The following is a 13564-nucleotide window of genomic DNA, read 5'->3' as shown; positions in this document are numbered from 1 at the left end:
GTGTGGGGGTGGGGCTGGGGTTGGCGTGGGTGGTGTCCCGGGATTTGAGCGCGATCGCGTTCGTGGGCGGCTTCTTCGGCGTCTACTTCGCGCTGCAGTGGATCGAAGTCAGCTACGTGATGGCCGCGACGAAAGCCGCGGCGGGCGGAGACGAGTGATGCGCAAGGCAATGGTGCTGTTCGCCTGTCTGTTCGCGGGTTCCGTGTGGGCCGCCGACCAGGCCGGTGCGCACGGCGACGCGAGCGAGGCCAAGGACGCCGAGGGCGAGGACGTCGCCGGCTACATCCTCCACCACGTGGGTGACTCGAATGAGTACGAGTTCGAGATCCCGCTCAGCCACAACCACATCGCCATCCACCTGCCGCAGATCTTCATCCCCCTGCGCGAGGGCGCCTGCACCCCCGTGGCGGATCCGGGCGGCCACGGCGAGGTGCACCCGGGGCTGGGCGCGGGCTGCCTGGACCTCTCCATCACCAAGCACACGGTGATGATGTGGCTGGCGGCGCTCATCCTGATTGGCTCGCTGCTCATCTGGAGCAACCGCGACAAGACGAAGCTCGTCCCGCGCGGCACGGCGGCGAACCTCTTCGAGATGCTGGTCCTCTTCGTGCGCGACGAGCTGGCCATCAAGAACATCGGCAAGGAGGAGGGCCCGCGCTACGTGCCGTACCTCCTGACCGCGTTCTTCTTCATCCTCTTCATGAACCTGCTGGGCCTGTTCCCCTGGATGGCGTCCGCCACGGGCAACATCGCGGTCACGTGCGGCCTGGCGCTGTGCACCTTCTTCGTCACTCAGGTGGCGGGCATCCGCGCCGCGGGCGTGGGCGGCTACCTGAAGCACCTGACGGGCGGCGTGGCCCCCTGGCTGTGGCCCATCATGATTCCGGTGGAGTTCCTGGGCCTGTTCACCAAGCCCTTCGCCCTCACCATCCGACTCTTCGCCAACATGCTGGCGGGCCACATCGTCATCTTCTTCCTGCTGGGCCTCATCTTCATGCTCCGCAACCCCGCGGTGGCGCTGGTGAGCGTGCCGTTCGCCTTCGGCATCTACCTGCTGGAGCTGTTCGTGGCCTTCGTGCAGGCGTACGTGTTCACCATGCTGTCCGCGCTCTTCATCGGCATGAGCGTCGCCATGGGCCACCACCACGACGACCACGGCCATGGCCACGCGGAAGGTGGCGCCAGCCACGACCACGGCAAGGCGCATCACATTTGAGCCAGGGAAGCTTCCTGGCCCTGGGTTGGCGGGGCGCCTGTTGACAGCGCGCCCCGGTTGAAGACCCGGCGGTTCGAAAGGCCGTCGGAGGTAGTCCTAAAGGGCTTTGACGACCCCCCCACAAGCGGGTCCTGCATCACCCGAAAGCACGTGTTCCCATGACCAACTTCGCTCTTGCCTTCCTCGCCGCCGGTATCGGCGCGGGTCTCTCCATCATCGGCGCCGCGCTCGGCATCGGTAAGCTGGCGGCCGCCGCCATGGACGCCACGGGCCGTCAGCCCGCCGCGGCCGGCGACATCCGCACCACGATGATCATCGCGGCGGCCCTCATCGAAGGCGCCACGCTGTTCGCGCTGGTTGTCTGCATCCTGCTCGCCATCAAGGCCTGAGCCGGTTGGTTTCACCGGGGAGCCGGCGTCCTGCTGAAGCAGGGGCGCCGGCCTTCCGGCCACGCAGTCGCAGTGCTTGTGTCACCCGCAGTCTCCCGCACCTCTTTTTCGCCGTCTGAATCCGGGACCCGCCATGTTCCTGCCCTCTGTTCTCGCCGCCAGCAGCTTCGTGGAGGTCCGTCCGGGCCTCATCTTCTGGACCATCGTCACCTTCGTCCTCGTCATGGTGGTGCTGCGCGCGAAGGCGTGGGGGCCCATCCTGTCGCTCGTGGAGGAGCGCGAGAAGCAGATCTCCAACGCCATCGAGAGCGCGAAGCGTGAGCGCGCCGAGGCGGAGAAGCTGCTCGCGGACCAGAAGACGGCCATCGCCGAGGCCCGTCGCGAGGCGGCGGAGATGATGCGCCGCAACACCGCGGACATGGAGAAGTTCCGCGACGAGCTGATGGCGAAGAGCCGCAAGGAGGCGGAGGAGCTGAAGCTGAGCGCCCGCCGCGAGATTGACGACCAGAAGGCCAAGGCCATCGCGGAAGTGCGCGCCATGGCGGTGGACCTGGCGATGGACGTGGCCTCCAAGCTGATGAACGAGCGCATGGACGACGCGAAGCACCGTCAGCTGGCCGAGCAGTTCGTGCAGGGCGTGCCGAGTGCGACCAGCGCCACGGCGACCCGCCGCTCGGCGTAAGGCCGGGAAGTCCCAAGCCGCGCCCGTCTGTTCCAGGAATCCATCATGGCTCTCTCCATCGGCATCGTCGGTCTGCCCAACGTGGGCAAGTCCACCCTGTTCAACGCCTTGTCCTCCGCGGCGAGCGCGCAGGCCGCGAACTACCCGTTCTGCACCATCGAGCCGAACGTGGGCGTGGTGGCGGTGCCCGACGACCGCCTGGACCAGCTGACGGCGCTCATCAAGCCGCTGAAGAAGATCCCCACGTCGCTGGAGTTCGTGGACATCGCGGGCTTGGTGCGCGGCGCTTCCAAGGGTGAAGGCCTGGGCAACCAGTTCCTGGCGAACATCCGCCAGGTGAACGCGGTGCTCCACGTGCTGCGCTGCTTCGAGGACGACAACGTCACCCACGTCGAGGGCGGCGTGGATCCGGTGCGGGACCGGGACGTGGTCGACACGGAGCTGTGCCTCAAGGACCTGGAGACGGTGGAGAAGCGCCGCGAGCGCTCGCTGAAGAACACCAAGCTGGGTGGCAAGGCGGCCGAAGAGGCGAAGGCGGAGGTCGCGACGCTGGACCGGGTGAAGGCGGCCCTGGACAACGGCATCACGGTGCGCGCGCAGAAGCTGAACGAGGAGGAGCACGCGCTCCTCCAGGACCTGTTCCTGCTGACGGACAAGCCCGTGCTGTACGTGGCGAACATCAGCGAGGGGCAGATTGGCAAGGAAGACAGCGACCCGCGGGTGAACGCGGTGCGCGAGATGGCCGCCAAGGAAGGCGCGAGCGTGGTGGTGCTGGCGGCGGCGCTGGAGTCGGAGATCCAGCAGCTGCCCGAGTCCGACCGCCCCGGCTTCCTGGAGAGCAACGGCCTGACGGAGCCCGGCCTGCACAAGGTGGTGCGCGAGGGCTACAAGCTCTTGGGCCTGTGGACGTACTTCACGGTGGGCGAGCAGGAGTGCCGCGCGTGGACCATCCACAAGGGCTTCAAGGCGCCGCAGGCGGCGGGCGTCATCCACTCGGACTTCGAGCGCGGCTTCATCAAGGCCGAGGTGATGCGCTGGGAGGACCTGGTGAAGCTGGGCAGTGAGTCGGCGGTGAAGGAGAAGGGCCTCCTGCGCGTGGAAGGCAAGGAGTACCTGGTGCAGGACGGCGACTGCATGCACTTCCGCTTCAACGTCTGACGCGCGGTTCCTGGCTCTGAAGTGACGACGGGCGCTTCCTTCCACTTCGGAAGGGGCGCCCGTTCTGCTTTCAGCGCGGGCCGCTCATCAGGGTGAAGACCCAGAGGGCCACGGCGAGCAGGGCCAGCACGGTGGAGATGACGGCGGTGCGCTTCGCGCGGCCGGTGGGGTCCGGGTTGTTGCGGGCGTAGCGCCAGACGCCGCCCACGCGCAGCACGAGGAAGAGGCCGAGGAGCACGGGGCCCACGACCTGCCAGCCCTCGGGGCGCTTGAGGACGACGATCCATGCGGCGATGAAGGCCACGTTGCCGAGCAGCAACACGGCGGGATAGGGCAGGGCAGGGCGGCGGTCGCTCACGGGCGGCAGTGTGCGCATCCGGCGCGGCGGGTCCAACTGAAACCTGCGCGGCGTGACGGGCAGGTGACACCGGGGCGGCGCGGTGATGGGGCGCCGCACAAGACGCAGTGGCATCGGATGCCATAGGGGCTTTGATGGTCGCGACTATGATGGCTGCTAGCAGACCTAGGCCGACGGGTAGTTTCCACTAGCCCTCAGTGAGTGAGGAGTGTCATGGCCGCGAAAAAGAAGGCGTCAAAAACGGTAAAGAGGTCGGCCGCGAAGACGCGCGTAGCTGCGCGAAGGCGCGCCACTCCACTCTATTTCCTTACCCTCCGCATCAAGGACATCCGCTGCTTCGGAGCGGAGCAGTTACTAGACCTATCGGATGGGAAGGGCCGCCCGGCACCGTGGACGATCATCTTGGGAAACAATGGAGTGGGAAAGACCACTCTGCTGCAATGCTTGGCATTGTGCGAGCCCCAGGCAATGGATCCCTTCGTGGAGAAAAGAACCGGTGCCTTCCCCCGAGTGGCGCTTGAGTTGTCACGCCGGATTGGGTCGAGGCGAGGATCGTGGGCCATGCTTGCAGTGGGTTTCCATAAGGGCACACTGGACGGCCACGATGGTGATACAAAGTCGTTCCGAATGGACTGGGATCCAGCCTCAAAGCTGAAGAGGCTGAGCGGCGTTGTGTTTCGGAAGGACGAGGAACATTTCGCCTGCCACGGTTATGGGGCGACCCGGAGGATGGGAGCCGGAGCGCTTTCTGGGAAGGTGAGCAGCCTGAACGAGAGCCTTTTTCAGGAAGATGTTCCTCTTAGAAACGCAGAAGAATGGCTCCTTCAGGCGGACTACGCAGCGAGCAAGGCGCCTGCTAGGGAAAAGTTCGCTAAAGCCAATCGTGACCGGATTGTCCAAGTACTCTTGGATCTGCTGCCGGATATCGATGAGATCACCTTCGTTGCTCCGGGGCCTGGCGTTCCGGTCGCCCGTGTAGAGTTCAGGACCCCCTATGGCTTCGTGGGGATGCGTGACCTGAGTCTGGGCTACCGCACGCTTATCGCTTGGATGGTGGACTTGGCGAGTCGACTTTTCGAGCGGTACCCAGAGAGCGCAAACCCGCTCGCAGAGCCCGCAGTTGTGCTCGTGGACGAGATTGATCTGCACCTGCATCCGGCCTGGCAACGCCGGCTCATGAGCTATCTGCGCGAACACTTCCCGAAAACGCAGTTCATCGTGACCGCGCACAGTCCGCTCGTGGTGCAGAGCGCCGCCGATGCGAACATCGTCGTCCTGCGAAAGGAAGGCGACCATGTGATCATTGACAACAACCCCGCCTCCGTAAAGGGGTGGCGTGTCGATCAGATCCTCACGAGCGACTTGTTCGGACTGAGCAGCGCGCGTTCTCCACAGCTTGAGTCCCTCTTGCAAAAAAGGACCCAGCTGCTGTCCAAGGCGCGCTTGAGTGCGAGTGACAAGGCGAGGGTGAAGGAACTGGACGCGCAGATTGGATTCCTGCCCACTGGCGAGACTCAAAATGAGCGTGAGGCCCTGGAGATCATCCAACGGTTCGCTCAGCGTGTTCACAAGGAGGGAGTGTGATCCGGATCCACAAGTCCCCCTTTGTCCCTGAGGTGCTGATGACCAGGGGGACTCAAGCCCGCGCTGCCCTTTGTGCCCGGTATGAAAAAGACCCCAAGGGGTATGCGTCTGGTAAGCGGTTTTTTGCTTTCGAGCCAGGCATCTACGGACACACGACCGTCCGGAAGGCCCTGATGGAGGCTCAGCACGGGAAGTGTGCCTTCTGTGAATCGAAGTTCGACCATATCGCCTACGGTGATGTGGAGCACTTCCGACCAAAGGCGGGTTGCCTACAGGTGGAGGACGGCCCGTTGCTTCGACCGGGCTACTACTGGCTGTCCTACGAGTGGGGAAACCTCTACCTGTCGTGCGTGCTCTGTAATCAGCGGTTCAAGCGCAACTTGTTCCCTCTGCGTGTAGCCAGAAGTCGCGCCAGGTATCATGGTGGACGCATAAGCATTGAGAAGCCGCTGTTGATTGACCCGGGACATGACGACCCAGAGCGCTTCATCGGCTTCCGGAGCGAGGTGCCCTATGCGGTCGGAAACAATGTCCGAGCCCGGGTGACGATTGGTGCGCTGGGGCTCGATCGTACGGAGTTGATGGAACAGCGCAGAGAAAGGCTGACGCTCTTGTGGGCCCTTCGCGTGGTCGCGGAGAGTGGCAAGCCGGAGGCCGTCGCTGCGCAAGAGAAGCTGGCTGAAATGGTTCAGGCGCCCAGTGAGTATTCATCAATGGCTAAGGCATTCCTCCGGGAGCCTGCGCGACGGAGGACGGTCTCGGCTCGCAAGAAGACCGGGCACCCTGGTCGTTCTGGCTCGAACGCGCGAAAGGCCCAACAGGGTCGTTCCGGAAAGCGATAGGCGGCCGACGCTTCAGGTGGAACCGCTCCTCGCGGGGGAGTCCACGTAGCGGGCGCGGGGGCGGAGCAGGTGGCCCTGTTCGCGCTGCTCCAGGATGTGGGCCACCCAGCCCGCGGTGCGGCCCAGGCCGAACAGCACGGTGGCCGCGCCTGACGGGAGGCCCAGTGCGTCCGCGAGCATCACGAGGCCGAAGTCCATGGCCGGGGGCGGATGGCCGGCGTCGCGCATGGTGTCCATCACGGCGCGGGCCACTCGCACGCGGAGGGATTCGGGGCGCACGCTCAACGCGGCCTCCACCAGCGGTGGCGTGCGCGGGTCGCCGTGCGGGTAGAGGCGATGGCCGAAGCCCGTCACGGCTTCGCCCCGGCGCAGGCGGCCGTGCACCACCTGGGCGGCGCGCTCCGGCCGGCCCACTTCGGTGAGCAGGGCCTCCACGCGGTCGCAGGAGCCACCGTGCCGGTGACCGGAGAGGGCGGCCAGCGCGGCGCTCATGCAGGCGTAGAGGTCCGCTCCGGAGGAGGCTGTGACCCTCGCGGCGAAGGTGGAGGTGTTGAGCTCGTGGTCCGCGCAGAGGATCAGCGCGCGGTTGATCAGCTCCGGGGCTCGCTTCAGCTTCGTGTCCCAGGCCGTGGCCAGGGAGGCGGCCACGGTGTCTTCCTTCAACGCCCGTGACACGCGGCCCGGTGCCTGCGCCACGCAGACCCACGCGCCCAGGTGGCGGATAAGGCGGCGGGCCCGGACCTTGTCCTGTTCCGGTGGCGCGGAGAAGCGGCCCTCGTCGCTCGCGGCCAGCAGCGGCACCAGCGCGGACAAGGCGGACAGCGGCGGCGTTCCACGGGGGAGCAGGGCCGCGAGTGACGCGGGAGACAGCGGCGGTGTTTCACGCTGCGACGAACTGGCGCGCTCGGCGGCGGATGACGTTGCTCGCGGGCCGGCTTGCTCGGATGCGGGAGGCAGCACGCCGGACAAGGGCCACGGCGTGGACTCGTTCGGCAGGCTCCCGGTCCACAGCAGCTCGGCCACGTCCTCGAACAGGTGGCCTTCTGTCGCCAGCGCCACCGCGTCGTGGCCCCGGTACGCGAGCCCCTCTTCGCCCACTCGCGACACGGACGAGTCGATGACGGGCTCGCCCCAGCGCAGCGCTCCAGAGGCCACCGCCGCGTGGCCTGCTCGGGCGTCGTGGCGTGTCTTCAGGCGCTCCACGTCCGCTCGCAGGTAGCGGTTCTCCTTCGTGCCCTTCTCCGGCACGCACCGCACGAGCCCCCGGCTCACGTACGTGTAGAGCGTCGCCCGCTTCACGCCCAACAGGGCCGCTGCTTCCTCCGCGCGCAGCAGCTCCTCCTCAGGTGGATGGTCGAATCGAGATTGAGAGCGACCCCCGCTGCGACGCACCATGCTTCACGTACCTCCCTGGTGGCGGAGTCTCGACTCGACTGGACATCCTGTCGAGCTGGACCTTCCGCGCCGGAGGTCTTCACGCGAGGAGTTGCCATGTCTGTGTCAGTGGACTTCGGACGCACGTCGTCGGACTACGCGAAACACCGGGCGGGATTCCCCGATGCCTTCTTCACCCGACTGGAACAGGACGGCGTGCTGCGGCCCGGCCTGCGCGCGTTGGACCTGGGCACCGGCACCGGCACCATCGCGCGGGGACTCGCGCGGCGTGGTTGCGAAGTCACCGCCCTGGATGTCTCCGCCCCACAGCTGGACGCGGCCCGACAGCTCGCCCGCGACGAGGGGCTCACCGTGGACTTCCGTGAGGGACGCGCGGAGGACACGGGCCTGCCGTCTGCCTCCTTCGACCGCGTGTTCGCTGGCCAGTGCTGGCATTGGTTCGACCGCGCCGCCGCTGCTCGCGAGGCGTTCCGGGTGCTGCGGCCCGGCGGGCGGTTGATCATCGCCCACTTCGACTGGCTGGCCCTGCCCGGCAACGTGGTGGAGGCCACCGAGACCTTGATGGAAGACTTCAGCCCCCGCGACCTGCTGCCCGTGGATCGCTACGGACATGCCGTGGGCATCTACCCCGCGTGGTTCCTCGACGTGGCCCTCGCGGGCTTCCAGGCCGTGACGTCCTTCTCCTTCGATTCACCCACGCCCTACACCCACGTGGGCTGGCGCGGACGGATGCGCGCCAACGCACGGATTGGCGCCTCGCTCCCTCCGGACGCCGTGGCCCGCTTCGAAGCCGCGCTGACGGCGCTCCTCGCCGAGCGCTTCCCCCACGAGCCGATGTCCGTTCCCCACCGCGTGTTCGCGCTCGTCGCCGAACGCCCCTGACACACAGAGAGTCCGCCATGTCCCCATCCCATCCCCACGTCGTCCACGCCGAGGACCTTCCCTGGACCGACGTCGCCCACGGCTCCCGTGTGGCCCTCAAGCGCAAGCAACTGGGCGCCGCCGCGCACGGGCGCAAGCTCGGGTGCAGCCTCGTGGAGCTTCCTCCGGGCCGCCGCTCGTGGCCCCTGCACTACCACCTGGGCAACGAGGAGGCTGTGTACGTCCTGTCTGGCTCGGGCTCGCTGCGGCTTGGTACGGAGACCGTTCCCCTTCGCGAAGGGGACTACGTCGCGCTGCCCCCCGGCGCGGAGTGCGCGCACCAGCTCCTCAACGACGGGCCGGAGCCGCTGCGCTACCTGTGCTTCTCCACCATGGAGGCTCCGGACGTGCTCGTGTATCCGGACTCGAAGAAGGTCGGCGTCTTCGCGGGCGCCGCCCCCGGAGGCGACAAGGCCGCGCGCACGCTGCACGCGTACCTGCCCCTGGCCTCGGAGGTGGACTACTGGGACGGCGAGGGGCCCTGATTGCTAGGGTGCTCCGCCCATGGCCTCCCTGCTGGATGCGCTCGACCGCGAGCGACTGCTCAAGGATCCCGCCGCCGCCGCCGGGCTGGTGCCCCCGGGCGAGCCTCCCCATGTGTCGCTGCTGCGCCTGTGCGAGGCCGGGGTGCTCGCGGGCGGCCTCACCGTGGGGTACGGCGTCCGGCCGGATGAGCTGCTGGGCCCCCTCACCGCGGCCATGGGCGGCGCGGCCCGGCGACTGAAGATCGTCGACGTGCGCGAGCGCCCCGTGCTGGAGCTGCACGTCGCGGCCGGCGAGCTCACGGAGAAGTGGGAGGTGGAGGACGTGCCCGCGCTCGTACACAACCTCAACGACCTCTACCGCGACGCGGCCGACGTGCGCGCGGTAGCCGTGCTGGGCGAATGGGAGGACTCACTCCAGCTCCTGTGTGTCGAGCGCCGCGCGCTGGGACGGCTGTTGCGTCAGCCGTTCTTCGCGCCCGTCAACGCCCGCGCGCTCGCGGACCTGGTGGCGCCGCGCTGAGGGGCGGGCGGGCCTTGCTCGACCCCGGCCGGCCGGTGGGGCACCATGGGGGCATGCGGATCACCCTGGCCCTCATTCTTGGATTGCTCCTGGCGCAGGTCGCGCGCGCGGAGCCGGACTCCTTTGGACTGGGCACCGGGCGCGATGGCGTGCTGACCATCCCCCCGGGCAGCACGGTGCTCCTCGGAGGCGCCGCTCCCCTGAGGCAGTCCGTCGCCGTGGGGGCGTTGGAGCTCTCCGTGACCGGACTCAAGGTCGCCACCGGGGACCTGGTGATGATCCACACGAGCATCGGCCTGTCGCCCGCGCCCGACCTGGGCAGCGCGAAGGCCGTGGCGCTGGACAACTCGGTCGTGGGCCGCTGGGAGCTGGCCCGCCTGGGGGCCGTGGATTTGACGACGGGCGTGCTCAAGCTGACCCAGCCCCTGCGGTTCGCCTACGCCGCGACGCGCGCGCAGGTCCTGCGCGTGCCCGAGTACTCCGATGTCTCCATCGAGGCCGGCGGCCGGCTGACCGTCACGCAGTGGGACGGCAGGTCTGGCGGCATCCTCGCGATGCTGGTGTCCGGCAAGCTGGTCAACGACGGCGTCATCGACGCGGACGGCGCCGGGTTCCTGGGCGGCACCTTCCTCAACCATCCCGTCATCTTCGGCTGCACCGGACTTGCCGTGGCCGGGCTCGACGGCGGATCCGCGCGAGGACAGGGCGTGGCGGGGACCGTCTCCGGCGGCGGGAGCACCGGGCGCGGCAACCTGGCCAACGGCGGCGGCGGCGGCAACTGCCACAACGCGGGCGGCGGCGGCGGTGGACACGGCGGCATCGGCGGGATGGGCGGGCGCAGCGCCACCGGGGATGCCGAACGCGACGAGGGCGGACTGGGCGGGGCAGCGCTGAGCTACTTGATATTCGACCGCTTCACCTTCGGCGGTGGCGGCGGCGCGGGCGAGGGCAATGACGACGGCGGCAGCAGCGGCGGACGCGGCGGTGGCGCGGTGCTCATCCGGGCCAACTCGTTCCAGTGCACGGGCGTCATCCGTGCCGCTGGACTGGCAGCCGAGCCCTCTCAAAGCTCCGACGGCGCGGGCGGCGGCGGCGCGGGCGGCGCGGTGCTGCTGCGCTCGCCGGACGTCCTGGACTGCCGCACGGTGGAGGCCCCGGGAGGCAGGGGCGGCGATGTGGCGACGTCCGACCACGTGCTGGGGCCCGGCGGAGGCGGCGCGGGAGGCCGCGTGCTGCTGCAGGGCCGTGGCCTCGTGTACACGTCCAACGTGAACCCGGGGAGCGCCGGCCAGTCGGCCTTCCCGGGCGCGGGCTCGCATGGGGCGACGCCGTCCAGCCCGGACGGCGGCCCGCTGCCCGACGGTGGCCCGTTCACAGACGGGGGCGTCTTCGCCGGAAACGTGCAGGTGCTGGCGCAGCCCTACCAGTTGCCGGGCACGCCCGTCATCACCGTGCCCGCGGCGGGCGAGGTGATCGACACCACGCGTCCGCGCTTCGAGGGCACCGCGGACACGACCGGCCCGGTGGTCCACATCGTCGTGGACGGCCGTGAGGTGGGCGCGACGGTGCCGGGCGCCGACGGCCGCTTCATCCTGGTGTCCACCACGTCGCTGCAACCCGGTGGGCACTCGGTCATCGCGTGGGCGGATGCGTTCGGCGTGGCCAGCACGGCGTCCACGGCGGTGCGCTTCACCACGCCCCAGGTGGTGCTCGCGGACGGCGGCGCCGTGGGCCAGGCGGTGCTCGTGGTGCCCCGGAACGGTGACACCACCGGGCCCACGCCGCTGTTCGCCGGCACCACGCCCAGTGGCCCCACCGTGGGCGTCGTCATCGACGATGGGGAGGACAACATCGTGCCGGTGGACCTGCTCGGACGCTTTGCCTACCAGGTGCCGGACTCCGCGCCGCTGTCGGTGGGCGTGCACAAGGTCACCGTGCACGCGCACAACGAGGCGGGCGATGACGGGCCGCACTCCGACGTCGTGGGCTTCGAGGTGGTGGTCGCCGGCGCGGACGGCGGCACCGGCACCGACGCGGGCACGGCGGACCCCTCGGTGCCCATGATGGTCGTGCCCGCGCAGGACGCGAGCGTGGACCCCACGTTGACGTTCGTGGGCGTGGCGCTGCCCGGCACGTCCATCCGCCTGGAACTGGATGGGGTCGCGCTCTCCACCGTCACCACCGACGCGCAGGGCGTCTTCCGCCACGAGGTGGGCCGGGACGCGGCGCTCGCAACGGGCGCGCACCGTGTCGTCGCGCAGGTGGTGACCGCGGAGGGCGAGGCCGGCCGGCGCTCGCCGGAGGTGGGCTTCCAGGTGCGCGGGCCCACGAACCTGGACGTGGGCTGCGGCTGCGGCACCGCGCCCGCGGGGATGCTCGGCGTCTGGGCCCTGGTCGGGCTGGCGCTCCTCGCCCGCCGCCGCGCCCGGGGCTGAGCGGCGCCCGGGACGGTAACGGAAGCCCGGACGGGGCAGGGATCCGTCGGGCGTCTGCCAGGAGTCGCCAAAGCGCGGCGGTGGGGTGCCCGTTATCCAACCGCGCTCGAAAGCGTCCCGAGGTCCTGGGACGGAAGGTGACGAGCGTGACGGACGTGTCCCCGGAAGAGGTCCCATCACACCCCGCGCGGCGCTCCTCGGGCGCCTCGGGCTTGCGCCTGGTGCTCGGCCTGCTCGTGGGCCTGGGCATCCCCACCGCGCTGCACGTCTACATCGGCCTGCGCCTCTTCACGTCCCCCGGCTGGCCCGCGCCCTGGACCGCAGTGGGGTGGGGCGTGCTGGGCCTCTGCTACGTCGTCCTGCTGGCGGGGTTCCGCGCGGCGCGCCGTGAGCCTGGGGGCTTCTTCTCCCGTGCCATCCAGTGGGGCGCCTACGTGTGGCTGGGCGCCTTCGGCATCTTCCTCTCGGCGGTGCTGGCCTCGGACGCCATCGCCGGGGTGCTGTCGCTGTCCGGCCTCGTCACGGACGCGCACTCGCTGGCGCAGGGCCGCGCGGCGGCGGTGCTGGGGACGGTGGTGCCCGCAGTGGCGTTCGCCTTCGTCACCGCGCGCGGCCGCGCCCGGGTGGAGCGCACCACCGTGGCGCTGAAGGACCTGGGCCCGGGGCTGGACGGCCTGCGCGTGGTGCAGCTCTCCGACGTCCACGTGGGCCCCACCCTGGACGGCGTGTGGCTGCAGCGCGTGGTGGATCAGGTGAACGCGCTGAAGCCGGACCTCATCGCCGTGACGGGCGACCTGGTGGACGGCACCGTGGAGCAGCTGCGCGACCAGGTGGCGCCGCTTTCGGGCCTCAAGGCCCCGCTGGGCGTCTACTACGTCACCGGCAACCACGAGTTCTACCACGGCGCCCGCGCCTGGACGGCCGAGGTCTCCCGGCTGGGCCTCACCGTCCTCCAGAACGAGCACCGCGTGGTGGAGCGCGGCGGCGCGCGGCTCGTCGTGGCCGGCGTCACCGACTTCAACGCGGGGCAGATCGACCCGCCGCTCGCCAGCCGCCCCGACCTCGCGCTCGCCGGCGCCCCGCCCGACGTGCCCCGGCTGCTGCTGGCCCACCAGCCGCGCACCGCCCTGTCCCTGGGCGGCCTGCGCGTGGACCTCCAGCTGTCCGGCCACACCCACGGCGGGCAGATCTTCCCCTTCAACTTCTTCGTGAAGCTCCAGCAGCCCGTCGTCCAGGGCCTGGCCACCGTCGCCGGCACGCGCGTCTACACCCACCGGGGCACCGGCTACTGGGGACCCCCCCTGCGCCTGGGCCCCGCCCCGGAGATCGCCGCGATCACACTCGTGGGCGCCCCCAGGAACCCCGGGGATTGAAGCCTGGGTTGATATTTCCGTTATTTCTGCTTAGTGTGAGGACGTGGCCATTGCACCGTCTTCCCTCCTTGTCCCGGAATTCGCTTTCCCCCGCCCCACGGCGCCCCTGATAACGGGTTCCCGGCGCGGAGAGGTGGCGCGGGTGGCGCCCCGGACGGCGGCGGCGGTGCCGGTGTTGCTGGTGGTGTCCGAGGCCCCGGAAGGGC

13 protein-coding genes and 1 pseudogene are annotated in these 13564 nt (G+C 69.3%); 12 read left to right on the top strand and 2 right to left on the bottom strand.

Annotated elements, in window-relative coordinates; all coding sequences use genetic code 11:
* Positions 1-157 precede the first annotated feature (157 nt).
* From atpB to ychF, 4 genes are all read left to right on the top strand, one after another.
* The gene (gene atpB, locus D7X12_RS31140) at positions 158-1216 is read left to right on the top strand and encodes a F0F1 ATP synthase subunit A (RefSeq protein WP_120628880.1); all 1059 of its coding nucleotides are present in this window, start codon (positions 158-160) and stop codon (positions 1214-1216) included.
* A gap of 158 nt (positions 1217-1374) precedes the next feature.
* Complete coding sequence (locus tag D7X12_RS31135) at positions 1375-1605, top strand: ATP synthase F0 subunit C (RefSeq protein ID WP_120207531.1); 231 nt, start codon at positions 1375-1377, stop codon at positions 1603-1605.
* Between the two features lie 133 nt (positions 1606-1738).
* Positions 1739-2287: a F0F1 ATP synthase subunit B gene (gene atpF, locus D7X12_RS31130; protein WP_120628879.1), complete on the top strand. Its 549-nt coding sequence runs from the start codon at positions 1739-1741 to the stop codon at positions 2285-2287.
* Between the two features lie 45 nt (positions 2288-2332).
* Positions 2333-3445, top strand: a complete 1113-nt coding sequence (gene ychF / locus D7X12_RS31125) for a redox-regulated ATPase YchF (RefSeq protein ID WP_120628878.1) — start codon at positions 2333-2335, stop codon at positions 3443-3445.
* A 70-nt stretch (positions 3446-3515) separates the two neighbouring features.
* Here the strand turns inward: ychF and D7X12_RS31120 are convergent, their stop codons facing one another.
* A complete protein-coding gene (locus D7X12_RS31120; protein WP_244224884.1) occupies positions 3516-3917 on the bottom strand; it encodes a hypothetical protein in 402 nt (133 codons plus the stop codon).
* Between the two features lie 99 nt (positions 3918-4016).
* Between D7X12_RS31120 and D7X12_RS45650 the strand changes: the two are divergent.
* The 3 genes and pseudogenes from D7X12_RS45650 to D7X12_RS42570 all read left to right on the top strand — a co-directional run.
* A pseudogene (locus D7X12_RS45650) lies at positions 4017-4247 on the top strand (AAA family ATPase); the annotation flags it as partial.
* A gap of 117 nt (positions 4248-4364) precedes the next feature.
* A complete protein-coding gene (locus D7X12_RS31115) occupies positions 4365-5387 on the top strand; it encodes an AAA family ATPase (protein ID WP_244224883.1) in 1023 nt (340 codons plus the stop codon).
* Complete coding sequence (locus D7X12_RS42570; RefSeq protein ID WP_147443855.1) at positions 5384-6229, top strand: HNH endonuclease family protein; 846 nt, start codon at positions 5384-5386, stop codon at positions 6227-6229. The genes D7X12_RS31115 and D7X12_RS42570 overlap by 4 nt, the downstream gene beginning before the upstream one ends.
* A 12-nt stretch (positions 6230-6241) precedes the next feature.
* On the opposite strand, the gene D7X12_RS31110 is transcribed toward D7X12_RS42570, so the two are convergent.
* Positions 6242-7624: a citrate synthase gene (locus tag D7X12_RS31110; RefSeq protein WP_120628875.1), complete on the bottom strand. Its 1383-nt coding sequence runs from the start codon at positions 7622-7624 to the stop codon at positions 6242-6244.
* A gap of 96 nt (positions 7625-7720) precedes the next feature.
* On the opposite strand from D7X12_RS31110, the gene D7X12_RS31105 reads away from it, so the two are divergent.
* The 5 genes from D7X12_RS31105 to D7X12_RS31085 all read left to right on the top strand — a co-directional run bounded on the left by D7X12_RS31105 (position 7721) and on the right by D7X12_RS31085 (position 13358).
* Positions 7721-8506 (top strand): class I SAM-dependent methyltransferase, encoded by a 786-nt coding sequence (locus D7X12_RS31105; RefSeq protein WP_120628874.1) that lies wholly within the window; start codon positions 7721-7723, stop codon positions 8504-8506.
* Between the two features lie 17 nt (positions 8507-8523).
* Positions 8524-9030, top strand: a complete 507-nt coding sequence (locus D7X12_RS31100; RefSeq protein WP_120628873.1) for a cupin domain-containing protein — start codon at positions 8524-8526, stop codon at positions 9028-9030.
* 19 nt (positions 9031-9049) lie between these two features.
* A complete protein-coding gene (locus D7X12_RS31095) occupies positions 9050-9550 on the top strand; it encodes a hypothetical protein (RefSeq protein WP_120628872.1) in 501 nt (166 codons plus the stop codon).
* Between the two features lie 53 nt (positions 9551-9603).
* Positions 9604-11985, top strand: coding sequence for an adventurous gliding motility protein AgmC (agmC, locus tag D7X12_RS31090; protein ID WP_147443854.1), 2382 nt, complete (start codon positions 9604-9606; stop codon positions 11983-11985).
* 146 nt (positions 11986-12131) lie between these two features.
* Positions 12132-13358: a metallophosphoesterase gene (locus D7X12_RS31085; protein ID WP_439329403.1), complete on the top strand. Its 1227-nt coding sequence runs from the start codon at positions 12132-12134 to the stop codon at positions 13356-13358.
* Positions 13359-13564 lie beyond the last annotated feature (206 nt).

The organism is Corallococcus sicarius, assembly GCF_003611735.1.
Lineage (GTDB): Bacteria > Myxococcota > Myxococcia > Myxococcales > Myxococcaceae > Corallococcus > Corallococcus sicarius.
This window is presented reverse-complemented; position numbering and strand designations above follow the sequence as displayed.